The sequence below is a fragment of the Pseudomonas algeriensis genome (assembly GCF_048847255.1).
Taxonomy (GTDB): Bacteria; Pseudomonadota; Gammaproteobacteria; order Pseudomonadales; family Pseudomonadaceae; genus Aquipseudomonas.
The window spans coordinates 448,298-471,149 of the sequence record NZ_JBKKRK010000001.1; the positions used below are offsets into that span (position 1 = coordinate 448,298).

Annotated in this window: 21 protein-coding genes; 7 read left to right on the forward strand and 14 right to left on the reverse strand. The window is 63.1% G+C overall.

Features of this window, described 5'->3' with window-relative positions:
- Positions 1-145: 145 nt before the first annotated feature.
- From ACLK1G_RS01765 to ACLK1G_RS01775, 3 genes are all read right to left on the reverse strand, one after another.
- Entirely contained in the window at positions 146-520 is a 375-nt protein-coding gene (locus ACLK1G_RS01765; protein WP_420763832.1) for a response regulator transcription factor, read from the reverse strand.
- A gap of 100 nt (positions 521-620) precedes the next feature.
- Positions 621-1,271 carry a response regulator transcription factor gene (locus ACLK1G_RS01770; RefSeq protein WP_420763833.1) on the reverse strand — a complete coding sequence of 217 codons (651 nt, stop codon included), beginning with the start codon at positions 1,269-1,271 and terminating at the stop codon, positions 621-623.
- Positions 1,231-2,406 (reverse strand): sensor histidine kinase, encoded by a 1,176-nt coding sequence (locus ACLK1G_RS01775; protein ID WP_420764034.1) that lies wholly within the window; start codon positions 2,404-2,406, stop codon positions 1,231-1,233. The genes ACLK1G_RS01770 and ACLK1G_RS01775 overlap by 41 nt, the downstream gene beginning before the upstream one ends.
- A gap of 390 nt (positions 2,407-2,796) precedes the next feature.
- Between ACLK1G_RS01775 and ACLK1G_RS01780 the strand changes: the two genes are divergently transcribed.
- Complete coding sequence (locus tag ACLK1G_RS01780; protein WP_420763834.1) at positions 2,797-3,738, forward strand: LysR family transcriptional regulator; 942 nt, start codon at positions 2,797-2,799, stop codon at positions 3,736-3,738.
- 19 nt (positions 3,739-3,757) lie between these two features.
- Here the strand turns inward: ACLK1G_RS01780 and ACLK1G_RS01785 are convergent, their stop codons facing one another.
- The 4 genes from ACLK1G_RS01785 to pdxR all read right to left on the reverse strand — a co-directional run bounded on the left by ACLK1G_RS01785 (position 3,758) and on the right by pdxR (position 7,278).
- Positions 3,758-4,777: a GlxA family transcriptional regulator gene (locus ACLK1G_RS01785; protein WP_420763835.1), complete on the reverse strand. Its 1,020-nt coding sequence runs from the start codon at positions 4,775-4,777 to the stop codon at positions 3,758-3,760.
- Positions 4,778-4,890: 113 nt separating this feature from the next.
- Positions 4,891-5,295: a cupin domain-containing protein gene (locus tag ACLK1G_RS01790; RefSeq protein WP_420763836.1), complete on the reverse strand. Its 405-nt coding sequence runs from the start codon at positions 5,293-5,295 to the stop codon at positions 4,891-4,893.
- 143 nt (positions 5,296-5,438) lie between these two features.
- Positions 5,439-5,732 (reverse strand): putative quinol monooxygenase, encoded by a 294-nt coding sequence (locus ACLK1G_RS01795; RefSeq protein WP_420763837.1) that lies wholly within the window; start codon positions 5,730-5,732, stop codon positions 5,439-5,441.
- A gap of 112 nt (positions 5,733-5,844) precedes the next feature.
- On the reverse strand, positions 5,845-7,278 hold the full coding sequence (pdxR, locus tag ACLK1G_RS01800) for a MocR-like pyridoxine biosynthesis transcription factor PdxR (protein WP_420763838.1): 1,434 nt from the start codon (positions 7,276-7,278) through the stop codon (positions 5,845-5,847).
- A gap of 165 nt (positions 7,279-7,443) precedes the next feature.
- Here pdxR and ACLK1G_RS01805 point away from each other — a divergent pair, with 165 nt between their 5' ends.
- Complete coding sequence (locus ACLK1G_RS01805; protein ID WP_420763839.1) at positions 7,444-7,884, forward strand: carboxymuconolactone decarboxylase family protein; 441 nt, start codon at positions 7,444-7,446, stop codon at positions 7,882-7,884.
- 72 nt (positions 7,885-7,956) lie between these two features.
- Here ACLK1G_RS01805 and ACLK1G_RS01810 read toward each other — a convergent pair whose 3' ends face one another.
- From ACLK1G_RS01810 to ACLK1G_RS01835, 6 genes are all read right to left on the reverse strand, one after another.
- Positions 7,957-10,530, reverse strand: coding sequence for a bifunctional diguanylate cyclase/phosphodiesterase (locus ACLK1G_RS01810; protein ID WP_420763840.1), 2,574 nt, complete (start codon positions 10,528-10,530; stop codon positions 7,957-7,959).
- A 214-nt stretch (positions 10,531-10,744) separates the two neighbouring features.
- Positions 10,745-12,544: a thiamine pyrophosphate-requiring protein gene (locus ACLK1G_RS01815; RefSeq protein WP_420763841.1), complete on the reverse strand. Its 1,800-nt coding sequence runs from the start codon at positions 12,542-12,544 to the stop codon at positions 10,745-10,747.
- 99 nt (positions 12,545-12,643) lie between these two features.
- Positions 12,644-13,162 carry an HvfX family Cu-binding RiPP maturation protein gene (locus tag ACLK1G_RS01820; protein WP_420763842.1) on the reverse strand — a complete coding sequence of 173 codons (519 nt, stop codon included), beginning with the start codon at positions 13,160-13,162 and terminating at the stop codon, positions 12,644-12,646.
- 16 nt (positions 13,163-13,178) lie between these two features.
- Complete coding sequence (locus ACLK1G_RS01825) at positions 13,179-13,817, reverse strand: ferric reductase-like transmembrane domain-containing protein (RefSeq protein ID WP_420763843.1); 639 nt, start codon at positions 13,815-13,817, stop codon at positions 13,179-13,181.
- Positions 13,818-14,107: 290 nt separating this feature from the next.
- Complete coding sequence (locus tag ACLK1G_RS01830; RefSeq protein WP_420763844.1) at positions 14,108-15,424, reverse strand: ATP-binding protein; 1,317 nt, start codon at positions 15,422-15,424, stop codon at positions 14,108-14,110.
- The gene (locus ACLK1G_RS01835; protein ID WP_420763845.1) at positions 15,421-16,161 is read right to left on the reverse strand and encodes a response regulator; all 741 of its coding nucleotides are present in this window, start codon (positions 16,159-16,161) and stop codon (positions 15,421-15,423) included. Before ACLK1G_RS01835 ends, ACLK1G_RS01830 begins: the two co-directional genes overlap by 4 nt.
- Positions 16,162-16,386: 225 nt before the next feature.
- Between ACLK1G_RS01835 and ACLK1G_RS01840 the strand changes: the two genes are divergently transcribed.
- From ACLK1G_RS01840 to ACLK1G_RS01850, 3 genes are all read left to right on the forward strand, one after another.
- On the forward strand, positions 16,387-16,650 hold the full coding sequence (locus ACLK1G_RS01840; protein WP_420763846.1) for a DUF2790 domain-containing protein: 264 nt from the start codon (positions 16,387-16,389) through the stop codon (positions 16,648-16,650).
- Between the two features lie 31 nt (positions 16,651-16,681).
- A complete protein-coding gene (locus tag ACLK1G_RS01845) occupies positions 16,682-17,890 on the forward strand; it encodes a cytochrome c biogenesis protein DipZ (RefSeq protein ID WP_420763847.1) in 1,209 nt (402 codons plus the stop codon).
- Between the two features lie 184 nt (positions 17,891-18,074).
- Positions 18,075-18,368 (forward strand): hypothetical protein, encoded by a 294-nt coding sequence (locus ACLK1G_RS01850; protein ID WP_420764035.1) that lies wholly within the window; start codon positions 18,075-18,077, stop codon positions 18,366-18,368.
- A 202-nt stretch (positions 18,369-18,570) separates the two neighbouring features.
- Here the strand turns inward: ACLK1G_RS01850 and ACLK1G_RS01855 are convergent, their stop codons facing one another.
- A complete protein-coding gene (locus tag ACLK1G_RS01855; RefSeq protein WP_420763848.1) occupies positions 18,571-20,445 on the reverse strand; it encodes a sigma-54-dependent Fis family transcriptional regulator in 1,875 nt (624 codons plus the stop codon).
- A 341-nt stretch (positions 20,446-20,786) separates the two neighbouring features.
- Between ACLK1G_RS01855 and ACLK1G_RS01860 the strand changes: the two genes are divergently transcribed.
- A complete protein-coding gene (locus ACLK1G_RS01860; protein ID WP_420763849.1) occupies positions 20,787-21,860 on the forward strand; it encodes an ATP-NAD kinase family protein in 1,074 nt (357 codons plus the stop codon).
- 2 nt (positions 21,861-21,862) lie between these two features.
- The gene (locus tag ACLK1G_RS01865; protein ID WP_420763850.1) at positions 21,863-22,840 is read left to right on the forward strand and encodes a thiamine pyrophosphate-dependent dehydrogenase E1 component subunit alpha; all 978 of its coding nucleotides are present in this window, start codon (positions 21,863-21,865) and stop codon (positions 22,838-22,840) included.
- Positions 22,841-22,852: the final 12 nt, after the last annotated feature.

The following is a 22,852-nucleotide window of genomic DNA, read 5'->3' on the forward strand; positions in this document are numbered from 1 at the left end:
CAGTGGCGGCATGCGTGGGTGTTAGGGGGGCTATACGAAGGTATTAAAATCGTTGGGTTGTGGATTTCCAGCAGCCGCAGAACGATGCACACCCATTACTCTTGTGAAAGCGAGCCTGCTCGCGAAGAGGCCACCGCAACCGCGTTTACCCCTCGCCACCCATCACCGATTCAATGCAGGCAATCAACTCACCACAATCAAACGGCTTGGGAAAAACCGCCACCGGGCTCATCCCGCCCGAGCGGGTTCGCGGCGGTACGGCAGGCAGGCCCGTTATGAAAATAAGCGGAATCTCGATGCCGCGGGCACGAAGCTCATCGCACAGTTGAATCCCGGTCATCCCCGGCATTTGAATGTCCGACAGCAAGCAAGCTGTATTCACATAGCCAGCTGAAGACAAGAAATCGAGAGCACTGGGGTAAGTCTTGACGCGATAACCGTGGGAGCGCAGTAAACCATCCAATGCAACTCGAACCGATTCATCGTCATCGATAATTGAAATAATTGCGGTGTCGGACATTTCGAAACCTGGCAGTAATGTCAGGACGCCATAAAGGCGTCCCTATCACTGCAAGATACGCGGTACAAAAGCCGCGCCTAGTATACGTGGGTATGAACTTTCACTGACCGCGCCCCGGGTCCAATGCCTGGGCCATGCGCACCAGCTCGGCAAACGAGCGCGCGCCCATCTTGCGCATGGCCTGGCCGCGATGAATCTTGACGGTGATTTCGCTCAAGCCGATCTGCCCGGCAATCTGTTTGTTCATCAACCCCGACGCAGCCAGGAGCATCACTTGGCGTTCCCGGGCGGTGAGGCTGGCGTGGCGGTCCTGGAGCGCCTTTTGGCTGTGCTCGGCCTCGCGACGCAGGCGGTCGCGCTGGTGGGCGGTGGACACCGCATCGATCAGGTCCTGTTCACGAAACGGCTTGGTCAGGAAGTCCACTGCGCCGGCTTTCATGGCCCGTACCGTCATGGCGATATCGCCATGGCCGGTCATGAACACGATGGGCAGGTGAACGTCGGCGCTCGCCAGCTGTTGCTGGAAGTCGAGGCCGCTGGTGCCGCGAAGGCGCACATCCAGTAGCAGGCAACTGGGCCCGTCGGCGCGTGGATGGCGCATGAAGTCTGCCACCGAGTCGAACAGCTCGACCCGCAGGCCGATGGACCGTAGCAGACTGCGGAGTGCTTGGCGTAACGACGCATCGTCATCGACCACGTAAACGATTGGCTCAGCGGTGAAGGCAGGGTTCGGGGTGTGGCTTGGGTTCATGGGCGGCGTCCTTGGCGGGGCGGGCAGAGGTTAGCAATGGCAACGAAAACGTGAACGAGGTGCCTTGGCCAGCCGCGCTGGCGGCCCAGATCCTGCCGTCATGGAAGTCGATGATGGAGCGGCAAATGGAAAGCCCGATGCCCAAGCCGTTTTCCTTGGTGGTGAAGAAGGGGGTGAACAAAGAAGGCAGGATCTCGTCGGAGATTCCGATCCCGCGGTCCGCCACCTCCAATAGCACCTCGTGCTCCTGCGTCCAGGTGCGTATGCGCAGGATCCGATCGGGCGAGTCAATCGTTTCCATCGCCTGGCACGCATTGATGATCAGGTTGATGATCACTTGCTGCAGTTGCACCCGGTCGGCGTTGACCTGGCACGCCTTTGCCGCGAGGTTCGCCTTCAGGCTGATCTTGTGATGAGCCAACTGCTGGCGCACCAGGTTCAGCGACTCGTTGACGATGTCGTCCAGTAGCTCAGGCTGACGCAGAGGGTCGCATTTGCGCGCCATCGCTCGTGTACGATTGATGACTTCGCTGGCGCGACAGGCATTGGTGACGATCCGCTCCAGCGCGTCGAGGGCTTCCTTGAGGTCCGGAACCGGGCGATCGAGCCAGCGACGACAGGCCTCGCCGCTGCTGGTGATGGCGGTCAGCGGCTGGTTGACTTCATGGGCAATCGAGGCGGCCATCTCTCCCAGGGACGTCAGGCGCGTGACGTGGGCCAACTGGGCGTGGGCGCGGGACAACGCTTGCTCGGCGTGTTTGCTGGCGATCAGGGCGTTGATCAGGTAGGCCTGGTTGTGGCGCAGGCGGTCCGCGGCCTGCTTGCTGCGCAACGCGAGAAACGCAATGGCGGACAGGGCCGTCAGGCAACGAAAGAACCCAGTGATGGACTCCCAGCGGTGATAGCCACCGTTGTACGCAAACATCGCCGTCAGCAAAAACATGCACATCAGCGCTACGGTGATCACCAGGTTGATGGAAAACAGGTTCGCCGCCATCAGCAGCAAAGTGATGTACAGCAGCGTCGGCGCCAGGTCGGAATGGGTTTCGGAATTGATGATGACGATCCCGCAGGCCACCACCAGGCCCACGGCCCAGCCCAAGGCGTTGACCAGTGGGTGGGCGCTGATGCCCATCGATGGCTCCCCGCCCATCGGGCATGGGATGTACCGGAAGCTGTCATAGACACTCTTGAACATCGTGGTGGGTGTGGGCACGGCGCAGACCTTCTGTTTTGCGGTGCAGCCCGAGGAGACGGGGCATTGATTTGGGATCTTAGAAGTTGCCCCTGGCATCGGGTAGGACATAAATCCCTGAATTACTGCCAAACCCCGGCCGGTTGTCGATGCATACCCACGTATCAATGAATCTACCCAAAGCGTGAGTCCGGTGTCCCCCAGTACAACAGACGCCGGAGAGGCTCTGGCATAACCTTCCTGGTACGTCGTCGTTGTCCAACCGTGCAAACGGCCCGAGGCACGACGTTTCTTTGCTGACTCATTGGCCCTGTGCCTGGAATGGCTACCATGATGAACAGAAATGACCTGCGTCGTGCTGACATCAATCTGCTGGTTGTCTTCGAAACCATGATGCATGAGCGAAATGTCACACGTGTGAGCGAGAAGCTGTTTCTCGGGCAACCGACCATCAGTGCGGCCCTGGCGCGTTTGCGCTTGATGTTCGACGACCCGCTGTTCGTCAGGACCGGACGGTTGATGGAGCCGACGTCTCGGGCCCGGGAGATTTTTTCCAACCTTTCACCCGCTTTGGACGGCATCGCCGCCGCCTTGAGTCGCTGCCAGGCGTTCGACCCAGGCACCAGCGAGGCAACGTTTCATATAGGCCTTTGCGACGATGTCGAGTACGCGCTGCTGCCGGATTTGCTGCGCCGCCTGCGGGTCGAGGCGCCGGGCACGACGTTGGTGGTGCGTCGCACCGATCAATGGCAGATGTGCCAGTTATTGGTCAGTGGGGAAATTTCCCTCGGTATCAGCCATACCCTGGAACTGCCGGCCGACGCCCGGCGCAAGGCGCTGCGCCCGATCCGGCCGATGCTGCTGCGGGCCGATTCGCGTCCCGGCGAGTTGACCCTGGACGACTTTTGCCGCCGACCCCACGCGGTGGTTTCATCCATGGGCCACGTCATCGATGATTCGGACCGCGCGTTGAGCCTGGTAGGCCGGCAGCGGCGGGTGGTGCTGACGGTGCCGCAATTCAGCGCATTGCCCGTGTTGTTGGATCGCAGCGACATGATCGCCATCGTGCCCGACTATGTGGCCCGGGCCATGGCGGCAGTCGCAGGCTTGCGGGCGGAGCCGGCGCCGGTCCAATTGCCTGAGCATGAGCTGTCGATGGCCTGGCGAGGTGCCTCCCATGATGATCCAGGCGAGCGCTGGCTGCGTTCTCGTTGCTGCGCGTTCATCGCCGAGCAGGCCCAGTCGGTGCCGCAAGCCCGGCGCGTGGCCTGACGCGATCGCGCAAGCCTTCTCAAAGGGAAAACCGGCTGCGATATTCGCGCGGTGAGATCGACAGATGCCGCTGGAACGTATGGCGCATCCGTTCCTCGTCGCCGAAGCCGCACGAGCGGGCGATCTGGTCGATGTTGCGCTCGGAGTCCTCCAACAACCTTCGCGCGGCTTCGAGGCGGAACATTTCGACGGCCTTGGCCGGCGTTCGTCCGGTCTGGCGCTTGTAGACCCGGGCAAAATTGCGCGGGCTCATCCGCGCCTGCCGGGCCAGACGTTCGATGGTCAGGTCGGCCTCGTTCAGGTGCTCGGCGAGCCAGGCGTGCAATTCATCGAACCCGGCGCTGTCCTGGGTCTGGGACAGCAACAATTGGCTGAACTGTGCCTGTCCACCGGGCCGCTTGAGAAACACCACCAGTTCCCGGGCCACTTGCAGGGCCACGTCGCGACCGCAGTCGGCCTCCACCAGCGCCAGGGCCATGTCGATGCCGGCGCTTACCCCCGCGGAGGTCCAGACCTTGTCCTGTTGGATGAAGATGGCGTCCAGGTCCACTTCGATCAATGGGAAACCGCTCTTGAGCATCTCGCACATGGCCCAATGCGTGGCGGCACGGCGGCCATCGAGCAAGCCGGCCTGGGCCATGAGGAAGGTCCCGCTGCACACCGACGCCGTGCGCCGGGCCCTGGTGGAGGCCGCGCGCAGCCAGTCCACCAGCTCGACACAGTCAATCATCGCCTGACGAATGTTCGGGGCACCGGGCACGATCAGCGTGTCGATGATGACGTCGTCGAACTGATGCAGGGACGCCGTCTCGACGACCAGGCCTTCAGCGGTCTGCATCAGCCCGCCGGCCAGGCTTGCGGTGTGCATCCGATAGCCCGGCCGGCCGCGTTCGGCCATGGCTTTGGTGGCGGCCCAGAACACGGTCTGGGCGCCGGTCAGGTCCAGAAGGCCCATTTGCGGATAGGCGAGGAACACCAACGCACGCGGTTGGGACATCGACTCGGCGGCGATGTGAATGTCATGGGTCATCTCGTTCATGGTCGCGTCGGCTCGGTAGGGCGCATTTTGAGGATAAAGGTTTCGGCCTGCCCCCCGCTTTCGCGAGCAGGCTCGCTCCCACCGGTAAGCGACGGTGGGAGCGAGGCCATGGGTCATTGCTTGAGCGGAATCAGCACCGCTTCGTTCTCACCCATCACCATGAACACCAAAAGCTTTGCCGGTTGGGTGGCGCTGGCGTTCCTGGATACCAGATGCTCGGAACCGGCGGCTTCGTACCAGTACTCGCCAGCCTTGTAGGTGATGGCCGGCTCGCCCTTGACCTGGGACGTGACTGCGCCTTCGAGCACATAGGCCATGGCGGTGCCGTCATGCTTGTGGGCGATGGACGACTGGCCCGGTGCATAGTCGACGGTCAACATCATGGCTTTCTTGCCGGGCAGGTTTTTGAGCAGTTTTTCCTGAAGCACCTGAACGTTCTCCGACGGCGCGGTTTCGTGGGCGTAGAGCGCGGCAACGGGAAGCAGGCTCAGGGCGGCGATCAAATAAAGCGTTTTCATGGGGCGGGACCTTTGTGGTATCGAGTGAGTTCGCGTTCACCCTAAGCCCCAAGGTGTCGGGGACAAACGTCCAATTTATTGAAAGACGAGTAGACCACGGTGGCGAGGGAGCAAGCTCCTCGCCACGCCAGAGATGAGCCCATTCACACCACCGGGAAACTGTTGAAATCCACGCTGCGAGCCAGGCGGCTTTCGATCAGGCTGATGAAGCCCTGGACTTCGGGGCAGTTGAAATGCGCCTGCATCGCTGCTTCCGATTGCCAGCGGGCGCTGACGTTCCAGCGGTCGTTGTCTTGCGGGCAACGGTCGACCATATAGGCGTCGCAGCCTGGCGAGGCCCGCAGGGTTTCGACGATTTGCTGCAACTGCCGGCCCAGTTCTTCCGAGCGCCCGGCGGCGGCCTGCACCTGAACGGTATTGATCACTTGGCGAGACATTGTCCTGGCTCCTGAATCAAGTCGAACGGAATCTGATGACACCCAGGCAGGATAGGCCCGGCAAGACAAGGCTAAAACAGCCAATGGGCGGATAAATGCCCAGTCCAATCGGTCAGGCGACCTGCTGCAGGATGTCCCGCAGGCGATCGAAGGCGATATCGATGTCGAGCAGTTCGATGGCGCCAAAGCCCAGTATCAAGCCTGGACGCACCGGTGCCGCGGTAAAGAATCCGTCGAGGCTATAGAGCCCAACCTCGGCTTTCTTCGCCAATTCGATCACCAACGGCAGGTCGACCGGCACCTTGCACAGCACCGCCATGTGAAAGCCCGCTGTGGTGGGCACGGCCTCGAACCACGGTGACAGGTCATCGGTCAAGCGCGCCAGGATCCGCTCGCGCCGGCCGGCATACAGCGCGTGGCAGCGGCGGATGTGCTTGAGCAGGCAGCCCTCGGCGATGAACTTGGCCAGTGCCCATTGGGGCAGGGTGGAGGTGTGCTGGTCGGTAAGGCGCTTGGCGAGGATCACCGCCTCGAGAATCGCCGTCGGCAGGACGGCGTAGCCGAGCCGCAGCTCCGGCAGCAAGGTCTTGGAGAAGGTCCCGACGTACGCCACGATCCCGCGCTCGTCCATGCTTTGCAGGGAGTCGGTGGGCCGGCCTTCATAGCGGAATTCACTGTCGTAGTCGTCTTCGATGATGATCGCGCCCAGCTCATACGCCCGTGCCAGCAGCGCCTCGCGCCGGGGCTGGCTCATGGGCATGCCCAGGGGAAACTGGTGGGACGGCGTCACGTAGATCAACCGCGTGCCGTCGGGAATCATGTCCACGCGCATGCCTTGCTCATCCACAGGCACCCCGGCCACCGTCGCGCCGTGGGATCCGAACAGCAGGCGTGCCGGCGGGTAGCCGGGATCTTCCATCGCCACCAGGCTGCCGGGGCGGGTCAGTACCCGGGAAATCAGATCGAGGGCCTGTTGCGCGCCGTTGCACACCACCACGTCGTCGTCCTGGCAGTTGACCCCACGGGAAAACGCGATGTGCCGGGCGATGGCATTGCGCAGCGCCGGCAATCCCTCGGGTTGGCTGTAGAAACCCTTGGCGGTGGCGATCTGGCGAAGGGCGTGGGCGGTGCAGCGACGCCAGTCATCCAGGGGAAACTGGCCCTTGCCGGTGGCGCCGCCGATGAAGTCATAGCGCAGCGCGCTTTCGGGCAGGGGATGGCGCAGCAGGTCCGGCATGTTGCGCCAGGTCTCGACCACGTCCGCCCCGGCCAGCTCACGGTGACTCTGTTTGCGCACGACGCTGGCCGGGCGCGCGTTGACATAGGTGCCCTTGCCGATGACGCCGGTAAGGAGATTTTCGTAGGTCAGTTGCGCATAGGTGTCGGAGACGGTCTTGCGCGAGATGCCCAACTGCTCGGCCAGCAGCCGGCTGGGTGGCAGTTGCGTGCCGGCCGCCAGCCGACCGCTCTCGATGGCGCTGCGCAATTGTCGGTACAACTGGCCCGCCAGGTCCTTGCGGCCGTTGATGACGACGTGAAGTTCCATAGCTGCGGGCTCCCGGATAATCGATGACGGCAAGGGCCGCAGACGCAAGGTTACCCGCAATGCGCCGGCGCGGAGAAGTTGCGTGGGCGTTTATCGTCAGATTGGACCTGTCACGGGCGGCGTCGACGTCCTACCGTGGAATCATCAACCACCACGGAGGCCGCCATGAGCCCGCGTCTTGACTACTACAGCGCATCCCCCGGGGCGATGAGAGCAATGATTGGCCTGGAAGCGCTGACCAGCCGCCTGAGCATCGAGCCGGCGCTGCAGCATCTGATCAAGATCCGCGCCTCGCAACTCAATGGCTGCGCCTTCTGCACCGACATGCATTCGGTGGATGCGCGCCGCCAGGGCGAGACGGAGCGGCGTCTGTATGCCGTGGCGGTATGGCGCGACAGCGGATTCTTCAGCGAACGCGAAAGGGCGGCCCTGGCCTGGACCGAAGCGGTCACCCTGTTGGCTGAAAGCCAGGTGCCCGATGACGTCTATGCCGTGGCCCGCGCCAGCTTCAGCGAAGAGGAACTGGTGGACCTGACGCTGGCGATCAGCACCATCAACAGCTGGAACCGATTGGCGGTGAGTTTTCGCCAGAGTCCGGGAGGCTAGGCAGTGCCTAAGCGGCGTGCTGAAAACAGACCGTCAAGCATTCTGGGGTCAGTCCAACAAAAACCATGAAGCCTAGAGCCACCGCGGCGTTGTAAAGAACGAGGCCATTTCCGAGCGAGCCAATGCCGCGCCGAAGTAAGGCCCTTGTACTTGGTCACACGCCACGCTGCGCAATTGGCTGAACTGCCGGGCATTCTCGATGCCCTCGGCGGTGACCATCAGCCCGACGCTGCGGCTCAGCCGGATCATCGCCAGCACGCCTTCCTGATCATGCTCCAGGCCCAATTGCGTGAGGATATTGCGATCGAAGCGGATGCCGTCGAATGGCTGGTCGAGGACTTCCCTGAGGGAAGCGATGTTGGTGCCGAACTTGTCGATGTTGATCCGTACGCCCAGCGCCTTCAAGGCATGCAAGGTATTGGCGAGGGTCTTGTGGTCGGTGAGCAGTACGCCTTCGGCCACTTCCAGGGTCAGGCGTTGGGCGGAAAGACCGCTGGTCTCCAGGGCTTTGTGTACCTGGTTGAACAGGAAACTGCTGCTGAACCACCGAGGCGAAACGGCCAGGGAAACGTTGAGTGCGTTGGGCCAGCTCGTCGCTTCTTCGCAGGCGTTGATCAGCATCCAGGTGCCCAGCTCTTCCAACTGCCCGGACGCTTCGGCGACCGGGATGAAGTCGATGCCGCCCAGTTCGCCGCGTTCGGGATGGTGCCAGAACGCCTGGGCTTCAAAGCCATGCAACTGCTCGGCATTCACGTCGAAGCGTGGCAGGTAACGCAGTTCGAGCTGGCCTTCCTGCATCGCGTCGCGCAATTGCTGTTCATAGCGGCGCCGGTCACGGGCGACGTTGCCCATGGCCTCTTCATAGATGCGCCAGGTGTTGCGGCCGGCGGCCTTGGCCGCATACAGGGCAATGTCAGCCTGGCGCAGCAGTTCCTCGGCACGTGGGTCACGGGGGTGCGACCACGCCACGCCGATACTCACGCCCAGGTACAGCGTATTGCCGTCCAGGTGCATGGGGCGCTGCATGCAGTCGATCAAGCGCTCGCAGAGCTGATCGAGGTCTCTTGCGCTGCCTGGGTTGGGCATGACGATGACGAATTCGTCGCCCCCCAATCGCGCCACAAGATCGCTGTTGCGAACGTTTTGCTGGAGGATATGAGCCACTTCCTTGAGCACCTTGTCGCCCACGGCATGGCCCAGGGAGTCATTGACCGGCTTGAATCGATCCATGTCCAGGTTCAGTAGCGCCAGTGGTGTGCTCTGCGCTTGGTCCAGGTGTTCGCTGAGGCAATCGAACAGACGGTTGCGATTGGCCAGCCCGGTCAGCGGGTCGTGCTGGGAAAGGTGCTTGATTTGTGCCAGGGCGCGCAATTCATCGGTAATGTCGGTGGCGGTGCCACGAAAGCCCTGGCTACCGGCGTCGATGGCCCGTACCGAAAGCTTGCAGGTGCGTATGCGTTGGTTACGCGCAATGTACTCGCACAGCAGCGGGGCAGACGAGGCACTGTTGGCGCCGCCGAGCAGCCAATGGGCAATGGAGATCGACCCGCTGTGGGGTTCCAGCAACCGGTGCAACGGTTTGCCGATCCATTGCGTGGGGCTGAAGCCCGTCACCTGTTCAAAGCGCTCCGACAGATAGGTCAGGTTTGCGGCAGAGTCGACTTCCCACAGCCAGTCTGACGACACTTCGGCAATGTCGCGAAAGCGTTCCTCGCTGCGCTCCAACGCCTTGCGATGGGCCAGGAGGCTGACGTACTGCTGTTCCTGTGCGCGAAGCATGACCAAGGCGTGGCGCAATACCAACAGGGCCATGACGCCCAGGAACAGCAACGCCAGTGCCAACAACGGCAACAGGGCTTTACGCAGATCCTTGCCGGGGGTAGCGGGGCGCCAGGCCAGGGCTTCGCGGGTCAGGTCATTGAGCAGCACCTGGGCGGTGTCTTTCGGGCCTGGGGTATGGGCGATATGGGCGTCCGGCAGGGCAAAGTCTCGTGCCAGGTCCTGCAACGCGTCCGTATCGAGGACTTTGACGAATAAAAGCAGGCTCGGCGGGCCAGGAATCTCAGCCACGCTGTTGTCGGTGCCGGTGGTGATGGCAGAGACGGCGACGAAGGCAGGCGCGTCCTGGTGATGGAGCAATTCGACGATCACTTCATCGCGATTCTCGGCGGCGCTGGCCTTTCTGGCGAGTGCCCGCAGGTTGCCAGTCAGCCATGTGTCGGCGTGCACTTCGCTCATTTCACCATCAATGACCGAATAAACCGTCTTGCCGGTCGGGGAAATCACGAACACAGCCTGGTAGCCATACAGCGAGAACACGCTGCTGCCGACATTTTCCTGGTCGTAGGCCCAGTCTTTGTCGACTTCGACGTGCAGGTGGCGGTAGGCGTCGCTCCACTTGGAATAATCGCTCAGGTCGCGGCCGATGCCGGTACGAATCCCGTCGACGGCCCGTTGGGCAAAGAACAGGCTCTGGGAACGGGCCTGTTCGTCCTGGGTCTGGGTGATGTTGAGCAATACCGCGATGGCCAGCGCGGACATGATGAACAGCAACAGCATGATGGCCGGAAAGGTGCGGCGAGTGAAACTTCGGGTAGGCCGCTCGCCGGAAATCACCGTGGAGCCATTGCCAGCATCTTCATTCATAAAAACAAGCCATCAACTGAACGCGAGACATCCCGCACTAGTTTTGTATCGGCTGACCGCCTGATTAACTTAATGAAAGTGGAAAATAGCTGACCAGTTGCACCATTTTTAACGGCAGCTGCCCTCAGGTGCTACGCCTTGGCGGTATCGCCGCCCATATAGGCGCCGCCGATCGATCCGATCAGCTCATAACGGCTCGCTCGGGGCTGCATGCTTATTCTTTGTCCTTGCGATGGCCGGGCAGCAACGCGCCGAGCACCTGCTTGGCGGTCTCGACCACGATGCCGCGCTCGTTCGGATCGCCCTGGAGCAGGGTCGAGGCGAACTTCTTCGCCTGTTCCAGCTTGATGTGCGGCGGCAGCGGTGGCACGTCGGGGTCGGTGCGGAACTCGATCACCACCGGGCGTTCGGCGGCGAACGCCTGGTCCCAGGCGCTCGCCACGTCGCTTTCCTGGTCGACGAGGATGCCCTTGAGGCCGATCGACTCGGCGAACAGATGATAGGGAACGTCGGGAATATCCTGGGACGCCTCGAATTTCGGGTCGCCTTCCATCACTCGTTGTTCCCAGGTCACCTGATTCAGGTCCTGGTTGTTGAACACCGCGCAGATCCAGGTGGTGTTGGTCCAGGTGCGCCAGTATTTGGCGACGGTGATCAATTCGGCCATGTTGTTCATCTGCATCGCGCCATCACCGACCAACGCGATCACCGGACGGTCCGGGTGGCAGAACTTGGCGGCGATGGCGTAGGGCACGGCGGCGCCCATGGAGGCGAGGCCGCCGGAGAGTGAACACATCATGCCGCGACGGATCTGGACATCCCGCGCATACCAGTTGGCGCAGGAGCCGGAGTCGCAGGTGATGACGGCGCGATCCGGCAGCCGTGGCGAGAGTTCGAACGTGACGCGCTGCGGGTTGATCGGTTTGGCCGAGACCAGGGCGCGTTTTTCCAGGGTCTTGTCCCAGTCCGCTCGCCATTTCTCGATTTTTTCGCGCCAGGTGCGGTCGGTCTTTTCTTCGATCAGCGGCAACAGGGCCCGCAGGGTGTCGGCGCTGTCACCTTGCAAGTTGACTTCCATGGGGTAGCGCAGGCTGAGCATGTCTGGCTTAAGGTCGATCTGCACGCCACGCGCCTGGCCCTCGCCAGGCAGAAATTCGGCATAGGGAAAGCCGGACCCGATCATCAGCAGGGTGTCGCAACCGGCCATGAGGTTGTCGCTGGGCTCGGTGCCCAGCAGCCCGATGGAGCCGGTGACCCATGGCAGTTCATCGGGCACCACGGCTTTGCCGAGCAGGGCCTTGGCGACGCCGGCGCCGAGTTTGTTGGCGATGGCGATCACTTCGTCCGTTGCATGCAGGGCGCCGGCGCCCACCAGGATGGCAACTTTCTTGCCGGCATTGAGCACCTCTGCCGCTCGGCGCAGGTCTTCCTCGTAGGGCACGACCTTGGGTTTGCGGTAGCCGACGCCGGAATGCAGCGTGCCGTGCTTGTGGGGCGGCGGTGTGTATTCCAGGTCTTGGAGGTCGTTGGGCAGGATCAGCGCGGTGACCCGACGCTCACCCACCGCCGTGCGTACCGCGCGGTCGAGCAGGTGGCGGACCTGGGCCGGGGCGCTGGCTTGCTGGACGAACGCGCCTGCAACGTCCTTGAACAGGCTGGGCAGGTCCAGTTCTTGCTGATAATGGCCGCCGAGGGCGTTTCGGGCCTGCTGGCCGCAGATCGCCAGGACCGGCATATGGTCCATGCGCGCGTCATACAGGCCGGTAATGAGATGCGACGCCCCAGGGCCGGAGGTTGCGATGCAAACGCCCAGCTCGCCAGTGAACTTGGCATGGGCGCAGGCCATGAAGGCCGCCATTTCCTCATGCCGCGCCTGGATGAATCGGATCTTGCCCTTGGCCCGGTTCAGAGCCCCGAACACACCGTTGATGCCATCGCCCGGATAGCCGTAGATGCGCCGAACGCCCCATTCATAAAGGCGTTCAACCAGAAAGTCGCCGACGGTCATGCTCATGTCTGTTCCTCGTCCTGATGGGCTGTCTTGAGCGTTGCGCCCGCTGGGCAGCGGTACGCAGCGCCATGGCTCTTACAGGACTGGACCGACTCAAGCCCTTCAAGGTTTCGATTTTTTTGACCGGAGCAACGACTTCAATAGCGCATCGACGCTCAACCGCCCGGCGCCCTGCAACAGCAGCGGCAGCAATGCGACCAGGTAAATCAATGGCAGCTTGAAGTTGCCGTAGCCCTTGTTGGTGATCGCGTACCCTTGGGCCAGCTCGCCCAGGCTCGACCAATCCGCCGGCCAGTGCACGGCGGCGGTAGCGACCACGGTGACGACCATCAGCACCAGCGCCGAGGCACGTGTGCCCAGGCCGATCAACAGGGCGAGGGCGCAGATCAGCTCCGCCCACATCGACAATTCCCAGTTCCAGCTGGCCGGCACATGGTTGAACGGGAACGGAAAAGCCGACTGGATCTCGGCGAACCAGTTCTGGCCGTTCCATTTTTCCAGGCCGGACTCAAAGAACTCCCAGGCCAGGAACAGGCGCAGCCCCAGGGGTGCGAGCCACGAACCGGCGTGATCGAGGTTCAGGTGCAGGCCGTTCAGGGCTTTCGAGAAAGAGGCGTACATGGTTGATCTCCTCGGCTCAGGCCGCACGTTGCAGGGATTGACGCTTGTTGGCCTGGGCCAGCTTGCCCACCAGGCGGACCGCCGTGGCGGCGCATATCAGGCCGAAGGGCAGCACGTACCAGGCGCTCATCGGAATGCGCTTGAAATTGGAATAGGCAAAGATCGCCGCCAGTACCCACATGCCGGTGGTATGCAGGCGCTTCCAGGCGGTGGCGCCGATCAGCCGCGTGGTGCTTTTGAACGAAGTCAGGGCCAGCAGCAGGATAAACACGTAGCCCACGGTGCCGGGCACGTTGCCAAGGGTGGTCCGGCCGGGCCAGAACTCGGTGTTGAGCTGGCCGTACCAGTAGATCAATGCGGCGTGGACCAAATGGGAAAAGGCAAAGGCCAGCCCGATGAAGCGCCGTTCGCGCACCAGGGATTTGCTCAGGGGCGAGGGCACCAGCACGGCGAACGCCGACGCTGTAAAGGCCAGCAGGAACAGGACGAAGGACGAACGGGCGGTCGCGCGAATGGCACTGCGCACGCCTTCTGTGAGGTCTGGATTGATGATCAGGACCAGCACGGTCATCAGCAATACCAGGGCGGCAAGCAGGCTGAACAGCGACCAGCCCTGGTAACGGAAAGCAGGCGGCGTTGCGGTGGCGGTAGGCATGGGGAAGCTCCTTGGATGGCCCGGCATCGTGGTGGCCGGGAATAGAAGGAGTCTTTCAAGTGGGGGTAAGCGGGGTGTGTCGGGAAGGGGGCCGGTGTGCAAGTTTGTGTATGCGGCGTGGTGGTTGACACACTGATATACAAACCCCGATACCGAACCTTGCACATGACCTTGTGGGAGCGAGCCTGCTCGCGAAAGCGGTGTGTCGGCTACATCAGCGTTGGATGTGCCGCCGTCTTCGCGAGCAGGCTCGCTCCCACAAGGGATATCCACAAGGGATTCAGTAGTCTTCAGACCTGGGTATCGCAACCCAACCGCAGCTCAGCGCACAGCCCACCGCCCTCGCGGTTGCTCAAGGTCAGCGAACCGCCCATGGCATTCGCCAGTTGCTGGGCTATGGCCAAACCCAGGCCGGTGCCGCCGGTTTCCCGGTTGCGCGAGCTTTCCACCCGGTAGAACGGCTTGAGCACTTCGGCCAGTTCCTGCTCGCTGATGCCGGGGCCACGGTCCAAAACCCGGATCGCCAGCTGCCCGTTGGCGGCGGGCTGGACCTGGATCTGGGCCGCGCCGCCGAACTTCAACGCATTATCCACGAGGTTGACCAGCACCCGGCGCAATGCGTGGGGACGGGTATCGATGATCGCGGCGTTCTTGCCGGACAGCTGCACGTCCTGCCCGGTGTCCTGGTAGTCGAACACCAGGCTGTCGAGAAACGCGTCCAGGCTGATCCGGCAACTGGCCTCGGTGGCGCCATGGATGCTGCGGGCGTAGGCCACGCCTTCACGCACCAGGTGCTCCATTTCCCCCAGGTCGCTGTAAAGTTTGTCTTTTTCGATGCCGTCATCCATGAATTCGGCCCGCAGCTTCATGCGGGTGATGGGTGTCTGCAGATCATGGGAGATCGCAGCCAACAGATGCATGCGCTCCTTCAGATAGGCGGCGATGCGGTCCTGCATGGCATTGAAGGCCTTGGCCGCATGTACCACCTCGGTCGGGCCTTTTTCGTCCAGGCGCACGCCGTGGGCGTTGGGGTCCAGGGTTTCGACGGCCTGGGCCAGCCGGGTGAGGGGGCTGATGGCGATGCGCACGGCAAGCCACGTGCAGCCGATCAGCAGCGCCAGTTGCCCCAGCAAGACCACCGGCAGCCAGGGCGAAAGCGGTGCCATCGCCGGACGTACGTCGATGGTCAGCGGATTGCCGTCCTTGAGGCGCAGGTGCGCCTGATAGTGCATCTTCGGTCCCGGGATCTGGTTGTAGGTCAGGGCATAGGCTTCGCCCAAGGCTTCCTGGATCGAGCTGACCGATATCGGCGCGTTGTCCGGGAGCATTGGCATGCCAGGCTGGCCCTCATCAAGCACATAGCCGTAGTTGCGTCGCGCAAGCTTTGGCAGCCACGCGGGGCGTTCGGCGGCAGGCAGGCGATCGAGGATCGCCACGGACGTCGAGACGTCAGTCTCCAGGTTGCCGAGCATGGTGTTCTTGGCGCTCTCGTAGCGTTCGTAGTATTGGACGCCGAACGACAAACCCTGGGCCAGGACCAGACCGATCAGGAAAATCAACGACAAGCGCGAGGCGAGGGTACGCGGCCACCGCAGAGACAGGGTCATACCGAGACCTCGAGGATCTCCACCGGCAGCGAGAACACGTAACCTTCACTGCGTACCGTCTTGATGTACGCCGGCTCGCGGGCGTCGTCCAACAGGCGTTGGCGCAGGCGACTGACCAACAAATCGATGGAGCGGTCGAACAGGTCCGCGTCACGGCCCTGGGTCAGGTTCAACAACTGGTCGCGGTTGAGTACCCGCTGTGGATGGTCGAGGAATACCCGGAGCAAGCGGTATTCGGCGCCGCTCAGGGCCACCATGGTGCCGTCGCTGTCCAGCAGGTGGCGAGCGGTGGTATCCAGCCGCCAACGGCCAAACGCCAGCAGGCGCCCGCTCTCGGTGACCACCAGGTTAGGCGGCAACATGCGCGTGCGGCGCAGCACGGCGTTGATCCGCGCCAACAGCTCCCGGGCGGCGAAAGGCTTGACCAGGTAATCGTCCGCGCCCATTTCCAGGCCGATGATGCGGTCGGTCTCGTCGTTGCGAGCGGTGAGCATCAGGACAGGCGTGGCCTTGTGCTTGCCGGCCCGCAGCTCCCGGCACAACACCAGGCCATCGTCGCCGGGCATCATGATATCCAGCACGATCAGGTCCACCGGAGTGGTCTCCAGAAAGGCGCGCATTTGCCGGCCATCCGCGACCACGGTGGTGCGCAAACCGTTCTTTTTCAGGTAGTTGCCTACCAGCTCCCTGATCTCGCGATCGTCATCCACGATCAGCACATGATCGACATGATCCATGGTGTTCTGCCCCTTGGCGTTTTGGTGTGGGTCAGTCTACAGCCAGCAGCCGGCCTGGCTCGCGACGGTTTGTATTGCAGTGTATCTGGCGCGTGGCGGATACACAGCGATGCAAAAAGCCATCTGCTCGATACAGGCTCGATACGTGGGGGGCATTCAATGGCATCCATCGAGGCGACACAACCGGCCTCTGCGACAAACACCCATTGAATCGAGGACCGCACCATGAACACCAAAGCCATCTGCGCCGCCTGCCTGTTCGCCGCGCTGAACATCTGCACCCTGTCGGCCCGGGCCGAAAGCACCGCGCCGGCGCACACCTACACCTACGGCACACACCTGGATGTTCGCAAAGTGCTGTCCCTGAGCGAAGACCCGCAGCCAGCCTGTGGCGTGGTCAACGCCCACATGACCTACCTGGACTCGGCGGGCCGTGAGCAGGCGCTGGATTACCGCAAGCTCTCCGATAACTGCACCAACCAGAACTGACCTTCGCCAGCCTTTATATTGAGGTGTTGCCATGCTTCTGATCGCATTTCTCGGCGGGATCCTGACGATCCTCAGCCCTTGTATCCTCCCGGTGGTGCCGTTCCTGTTCGCCCGGGCCAATCAATCGCGCCGTTCGGTGTTGCTGACGCTCGCCGGCATGGTGCTGACCTTTGCCTTGGTGTCCAGCCTGGCGGTGGCCAGCAGCGAATGGGTGATACGCGCCAGTAGCGTCGGCCGGCAGGTCGCCTTGGTGGTGATGGTGCTGTTTGCGCTGTCGCTGATGTTCAGCCGGGTGGGCACTTGGTTGGCGCGGCCGCTGGTCAGCCTGGGCAACCGTCTTGACTCCGGTGCCGGGCGGATGGGCGGGCCTCTGGCGTCAGTGTCGGTCGGTGTCGCCACCGGGTTGCTCTGGGCGCCGTGTGCCGGGCCGATCCTCGGCGTGATCCTGACCGGGGCCATGCTGCAAGGCGCCAGCGCCCAGACCAGCCTGTTGCTGCTCGCCTACGGCCTGGGCAGCGCCTTGTCGCTGGGTACCCTGATCCTCACCGGTCGAGGCCTGATCGGTCGGTTGAAACTCTCGCTGCCGATCACCGCCTGGCTGCGCCGCGCCACTGGGGCACTGGTGTTGCTGGCCGCCGTGGCGATCGGCACTGGGGCGGATGACCGGTTATTGGCTGCGACGTCGTCGCAACAGTCGGCCAGCCTGGAAAAAAGCCTGTTGGAGAGCGTGCCCAAAGCCATCGACTATGTGGTGAGCAAGGCCAGCGCGAGCGCCATGCCGGACCTCGAAGCCCAAGGCACCATGCCTTCGTTGGACGGCGCGGTGCAATGGCTCAACTCGCCGCCGCTGAGCAGCGAGTCGTTGCGGGGCAAAGTGGTGCTGGTGGATTTCTGGACCTACGACTGCATCAACTGCCAGCACACGCTGCCGTATGTGAACGAGTGGGCGAAGAAATACGAAAAGGACGGGCTGGTGGTCATCGGCGTTCATACCCCGGAATACGGCTACGAAAAGATCATCGACAACGTACGCGCACAGGTGCGCAAGCTGGACATCCAGTACCCCGTGGCCATCGATAACCGCTATGCGATCTGGCGTGCCTTCAACAACCAGTACTGGCCGGCCCATTACTTCATCGATGCCAAGGGGCAGGTGCGCTATAGCCACTTCGGCGAAGGGCGGTATGGCGAGCAGGAACAGGTGATCCAGCGATTGCTACAAGAGGCGAAGGCTGAATAAAGATACTATTTATCAAGAGGTTATAGTGTCTATATAAAGTTGTTTGTACGAATAGACATAGGCTTGAGAGCGGCGCGCCAATGCTGGCCCCTTGCTCCATAAGTTGAGGTCAAACTCCTTTTATTTCAGAAAGTTGGACGACAAACCTATGCGTGTTTCTATCTGGATCGCGGCGGCCATGCTCATGGCCGCCGTTTCGCATGAAGCCCAAGCCAGGGCGCTGACGGCAAACCAGCAATCGGTGTGTCGCTGGGGTTCGGACATTGCCGCCGGAGCGCAGGCGTCCAAGCTGTCCGGAGTGAGCCTGTATGGGGCGCGCAAGAAGCTGCAGGTGCGCAAGTTTCCCCGGCCCTGGATGCGCATGACCGCCCTGGGCATCACCGAACAGACCTACAACAGCACCTCGCGGCTCAAACCTGCCGCGGTCAAGCAGACCTACTACGAACAATGCGTGCGCCATGAGCTGGCGCGACGATAAGCCATCAGCCCGGGTTCCTGCCGTAATACCGTTCACTTGAGAAAAAAACGATCCCGTGGCGAGGGAGCTTGCTCCCGCTGGGCCGCTAAGCGGCCCCATACCTGCCGAATTCAGAGCTTCAGATACATCGCATTCTTCGGTTTTACGACTGCTTCGCAGCCGAGCGGGAGCAAGCTCCCTCGCCACAGCTGTTTGGCGACCTTTAGTGAACAGCGTCAGGACGCCTGCCGGGCATCTCGATACCGTGCTGATGCACCCGTCGATACAGGGTCGCTCGGGAAATGCCCAGCGCCCGGGCCGTCGGGGTGGGTTTCCAGCGATGACGCACCAGGGCGTCCAGCAACGCCTGGCGTTCAGGGCTGGCGCTGGGCTCCGGCCCATGATCGGCGGCGTCCGTGGTGTGCAATGACTCGGGCAAGTGGCTAAGCTGAATCACGCTCGCCTCGCAGACCGCGCAGGCATAGCGCAGCACATGCCGCAACTGGCGGACATTGCCCGGCCAGTGATAACCCAGCAGGCATTCCAGCGCGGCGCCGCTCAGTTGCACCGCACCGCCGCACAGCGCCGACTCTTCTTCAAGGATTCGATTGATCAACGCCAGCCGGTCGGTGCGTTCGCGCAGCGGCGGCAGCTGGAAGCGGGCGCCGCCGAGACGGAAATACAGATCCTCGCGAAACTCGCCGGCCGCCACTAGCGCCTCCAGGTCGCGGTGGGTGGCGCAGATCACCTGGATGTCCACGGCCTTGCGCCTTGAAGCCCCCAGTGGCGCTACTTCGCCTTCGGCCAGCACCCGCAACAGGCGGGTTTGCAAGGCGAGCGGCATGTCCCCGATCTCATCGAGGAACAGCGTGCCGCCATCGGCCTGCTGCAACAGGCCCTGCATGCCCTTGGCCGAGGCCCCGGTGAAGGCGCCGGCGACGTAGCCGAACAGCTCACTCTCGATCAGGCTTTCCGGTATGGCCGCGCAGTTCAAGGCCACGAAGGGCCGATCGCGGCGCTGGCTGGCCTGGTGCAACTGGCGGGCGAAGACCTCCTTGCCGGAACCGGTTTCGCCCTGGATCAGCACCGGCAGGTTGCGATCCTTGACCCGCACCGCCAGGTTCAGGCTGTCGGCCAGGCGTGGGTCGAGTTCGGTGGGAGTCATCGCGACGCGCTGGCGAGGCTTGGCCCGGCGCCGTGGCGCGCTCAGGCGGCCATGCAAATCGACATCGAGTGGGTAGAGGCTTTCATCCCGGGCCCGGTGCAGCAATTGCGGGTCGAAAACCTGGCTGATGTGGCGAGGCAACTGGCCGTAGCGTTGCATCAAGTATTGGCGCGCCGCCGGGTTCAGGGCTTGCAGGCAGCCATCGTCGTCCCAGGCAAGCAGCAGATCCGGCTGGCTGTCGACGTACCCCGCGTTGCGATGGGCCCGCAACACCCAGTAACCCTGGGCGCTGCTCATGAAAAACGCCTGTTCGATCTCCCGGGCGCTCTGCACCACCATTTGCCGGATCAGGTGCTGGGAACGTCGATCATCCGGCGAGCGCACCGCCGAGACGTCCAGCACGCCGAGCAGCTCGCCCTGCGGATCGAAGACCGGCGCGGCGGAGCAGGTCAGGCCAATGAATGCCGCGCGAAAGTGATCACGCTTGTGCACCGTCACCGCAGTCTTGGCCGTGAGCACCGCCGCCACGCCACATGTGCCTTCTTCGCCTTCCGACCAGCACGTACCCAGGTAGAGCCCGGCCTTGCGGCAGTCGTTGCGAAGGGTGGTTTCCACCCGGTAATCGATGGTCTGGCCCTGGGCATCGGTTAGCAGCACGCAATAGTCGGCATCGCGCACCCGGCCGTGCAGGCGCGCCACTTCGTCGCTGGCGATATTAAGGAACAGCTCCGAGCGCTCGCGGCATTGCTTGAGCACGTCGTGGGACAGGATCCGTGGGCCCTGCAGCGAGCCGGGGTCCAGGTGATGTTGCTCCATGGAGCGGCGCCAGGAGTCGAGGATCAGGTCCGGCACGGGCAGTTGCGGCAGTTGGGCGGCGTTCTTCAGCACGCGGCTGATGCAATCCACGTGCGCCCTGGAGTGAGCGGAAAGCATAGGGGCCTCCGGTTCAGCTTCTTGTCATTGTCGGCACATTAAGCGCTGATCGCCGGGCGCAGACAAGCCCGACGGAGCGCAGGCAACCCGGTGAGACGCCACGTCTCAACGTCTCGCGGTTAGGTCGTGCAGGCTGGCATGTGGCGTCTCACCGGGCCTATGGCCAATGCTTGCAGCGGAGCGCCGCAAGCGCTCTGGCTCGGGCGTTAGCGTCCAGTTTCCGGCTATTGGCACCGCCCTTGCTCTAGGCCTTGGACCCACCCGTTGGGCTTCCAATAATAAAAAGAGGTGCCTATGACTTGCACGCCAAGCCCGTTGACTGTTCCCGCCACGGTGGCGCCATGAGCCGCCGTCCGCTCACCGTCGGCATCATCGCCAACCCCGCGTCGGGCCGTGACGTGCGGCGGTTGACCGCCAATGCCGGATTGTTCTCCAGCACCGACAAGGTCTCGGTGATCCAGCGCTTGCTGGCGGCGTTTGGCGCCACCGGCATCGAGCAGGTGTTGATGCCCACCGACATGATCGGCATGGCCGCCGCCGTGCTGAAGAACAGCCACAGCCGCCAGGCCCGCAGTAGCCATTGGCCGGCCCTGGAGTTTCTCGACCTGACCCTGCGCCAGACCGTCGAAGACACCCGCCGCGCCGCGCGCCTGATGGCCGAGCGCGAGGTGGCGCTAATCGCCGTGCTCGGCGGCGACGGCACCCACAAGGCTGTCGCCGCCGAAGTGGGCGACATTCCTCTGTTGACCCTGTCCACCGGCACCAACAATGCCTTCCCCGAATTGCGCGAGGCCACCAGCGCCGGGCTGGCCGGCGGGTTGTACGCCAGCGGGCGAATTCCAGACGAGGTCGGTCTGCGTCGCAACAAGCGCCTGCTGGTTTGCGACGCCGGGCGTGGTTTGCGGGAAGTCGCTCTGGTGGACGTTGCCGTGTCGCCGCTGCGCTTTGTCGGCGCGAGGGCGATCAGCCGCGCGCAAGACCTGGCCGAAGTGTTCGTGACCTTCGCCGAACCGCAATCCATCGGCCTGTCGGCGCTGTGCGGGTTGTGGTTTCCGGTGTCTCGCCAGGCGCCGGGCGGTGCCTGGATGCGCCTGGACCCGCAATCCCCCGAGGCGCTGCTGGTGCCGCTCGCGCCGGGCTTGCTGCAAGGTTGCGGCGTGCTGGCCGCCGGGCCTCTGGAGCCCGGCGTCGCCCATGGCTTGTCGCTGTCCGCCGGCACCTTGGCCCTGGATGGCGAGCGGGAAATCGAATTCAACGTCCATGACCGGCCCACGGTCACCCTCGATGCCGGCGGCCCGCTGAGCATCGACGTTAACGCGGTGCTCACCTACGCCGCGCAACAGCGCTTGTTGGCCATTGGTCGCGAGCACCCGCAACACCCCTCGAACCTTCAAGAAGACACGCCTGGAGAATAAAAATGTCGACATCGCTCAACCATGATCAATTGCTGCACGCCTATCAGGTCATGCGCACCATCCGCGCCTTCGAAGAGCGCCTGCACGTGGAATTCGCCACGGGGGAGATCCCCGGGTTCGTCCACTTGTATGCCGGCGAAGAAGCCTCGGCCGCGGGCGTCATGGCCCATCTCGGGGACGACGATTGTATTGCCTCGAACCACCGTGGCCACGGCCATTGCATCGCCAAGGGCGTGGATGTGTACGGGATGATGGCCGAGATCTACGGCAAGAAAACCGGCGTCTGCCAAGGCAAGGGCGGCTCGATGCACATCGCCGATTTCGAAAAAGGCATGCTCGGCGCCAACGGCATCGTCGGCGCCGGTGCGCCACTGGTCGTCGGCGCTGCCCTGGCGGCTCGGCTCAAGGGCACCGACAGCGTCGCCGTGGTGTTTTTCGGCGACGGCGGTTCCAACGAAGGCGCAGTGTTCGAAGCCATGAACATGGCCTCGGTGTGGAACCTGCCATGCCTGTTCATCGCGGAAAACAATGGCTACGCCGAAGCCACCGCCTCCAATTGGTCGGTGGCCTGCGACCACATCGCCGACCGCGCCGCCGGCTTCGGCATGCCCGGCGTGACCGTCGATGGCTTCGACTTCTTCGCCGTCCATGAAGCCGCCGGGGCCGCCGTCGAGCGCGCCCGTGCCGGGGAAGGGCCGTCGCTGATCGAGGTCAAGCTGACCCGCTACTACGGCCACTTCGAAGGCGACGCCCAGACCTATCGCGCACCCGACGAGGTCAAGCATTTCCGCGAAAACCAGGACTGCCTGATGCAGTTCCGCGAGCGCACCACACGGGCCGGGCTGCTCACCGTCGAGCAGTTGGAGCAGATCGACAAAGAGGTGCAAATGCTGATCGAAAATGCCGTGTACAAGGCCAAGTCCGATCCCAAGCCGGCGGCGTCCGACCTGCTGACCGACGTCTACGTCAGCTACCCCTGAACGCCCCTGAAA

Coding starts and splice junctions, on each gene's coding strand:
- ACLK1G_RS01765 (WP_420763832.1), bottom strand. CDS start 520: ATGTCCGACACCGCAATTATTTCAATTATCGATGACGATGAATCGGTT.
- ACLK1G_RS01770 (WP_420763833.1), bottom strand. CDS start 1,271: ATGAACCCAAGCCACACCCCGAACCCTGCCTTCACCGCTGAGCCAATC.
- ACLK1G_RS01775 (WP_420764034.1), bottom strand. CDS start 2,406: ATGGGCATCAGCGCCCACCCACTGGTCAACGCCTTGGGCTGGGCCGTG.
- ACLK1G_RS01780 (WP_420763834.1), top strand. CDS start 2,797: ATGATGAACAGAAATGACCTGCGTCGTGCTGACATCAATCTGCTGGTT.
- ACLK1G_RS01785 (WP_420763835.1), bottom strand. CDS start 4,777: ATGAACGAGATGACCCATGACATTCACATCGCCGCCGAGTCGATGTCC.
- ACLK1G_RS01790 (WP_420763836.1), bottom strand. CDS start 5,295: ATGAAAACGCTTTATTTGATCGCCGCCCTGAGCCTGCTTCCCGTTGCC.
- ACLK1G_RS01795 (WP_420763837.1), bottom strand. CDS start 5,732: ATGTCTCGCCAAGTGATCAATACCGTTCAGGTGCAGGCCGCCGCCGGG.
- pdxR (WP_420763838.1), bottom strand. CDS start 7,278: ATGGAACTTCACGTCGTCATCAACGGCCGCAAGGACCTGGCGGGCCAG.
- ACLK1G_RS01805 (WP_420763839.1), top strand. CDS start 7,444: ATGAGCCCGCGTCTTGACTACTACAGCGCATCCCCCGGGGCGATGAGA.
- ACLK1G_RS01810 (WP_420763840.1), bottom strand. CDS start 10,530: ATGAATGAAGATGCTGGCAATGGCTCCACGGTGATTTCCGGCGAGCGG.
- ACLK1G_RS01815 (WP_420763841.1), bottom strand. CDS start 12,544: ATGAGCATGACCGTCGGCGACTTTCTGGTTGAACGCCTTTATGAATGG.
- ACLK1G_RS01820 (WP_420763842.1), bottom strand. CDS start 13,162: ATGTACGCCTCTTTCTCGAAAGCCCTGAACGGCCTGCACCTGAACCTC.
- ACLK1G_RS01825 (WP_420763843.1), bottom strand. CDS start 13,817: ATGCCTACCGCCACCGCAACGCCGCCTGCTTTCCGTTACCAGGGCTGG.
- ACLK1G_RS01830 (WP_420763844.1), bottom strand. CDS start 15,424: ATGACCCTGTCTCTGCGGTGGCCGCGTACCCTCGCCTCGCGCTTGTCG.
- ACLK1G_RS01835 (WP_420763845.1), bottom strand. CDS start 16,161: ATGGATCATGTCGATCATGTGCTGATCGTGGATGACGATCGCGAGATC.
- ACLK1G_RS01840 (WP_420763846.1), top strand. CDS start 16,387: ATGAACACCAAAGCCATCTGCGCCGCCTGCCTGTTCGCCGCGCTGAAC.
- ACLK1G_RS01845 (WP_420763847.1), top strand. CDS start 16,682: ATGCTTCTGATCGCATTTCTCGGCGGGATCCTGACGATCCTCAGCCCT.
- ACLK1G_RS01850 (WP_420764035.1), top strand. CDS start 18,075: ATGGCCGCCGTTTCGCATGAAGCCCAAGCCAGGGCGCTGACGGCAAAC.
- ACLK1G_RS01855 (WP_420763848.1), bottom strand. CDS start 20,445: ATGCTTTCCGCTCACTCCAGGGCGCACGTGGATTGCATCAGCCGCGTG.
- ACLK1G_RS01860 (WP_420763849.1), top strand. CDS start 20,787: ATGAGCCGCCGTCCGCTCACCGTCGGCATCATCGCCAACCCCGCGTCG.
- ACLK1G_RS01865 (WP_420763850.1), top strand. CDS start 21,863: ATGTCGACATCGCTCAACCATGATCAATTGCTGCACGCCTATCAGGTC.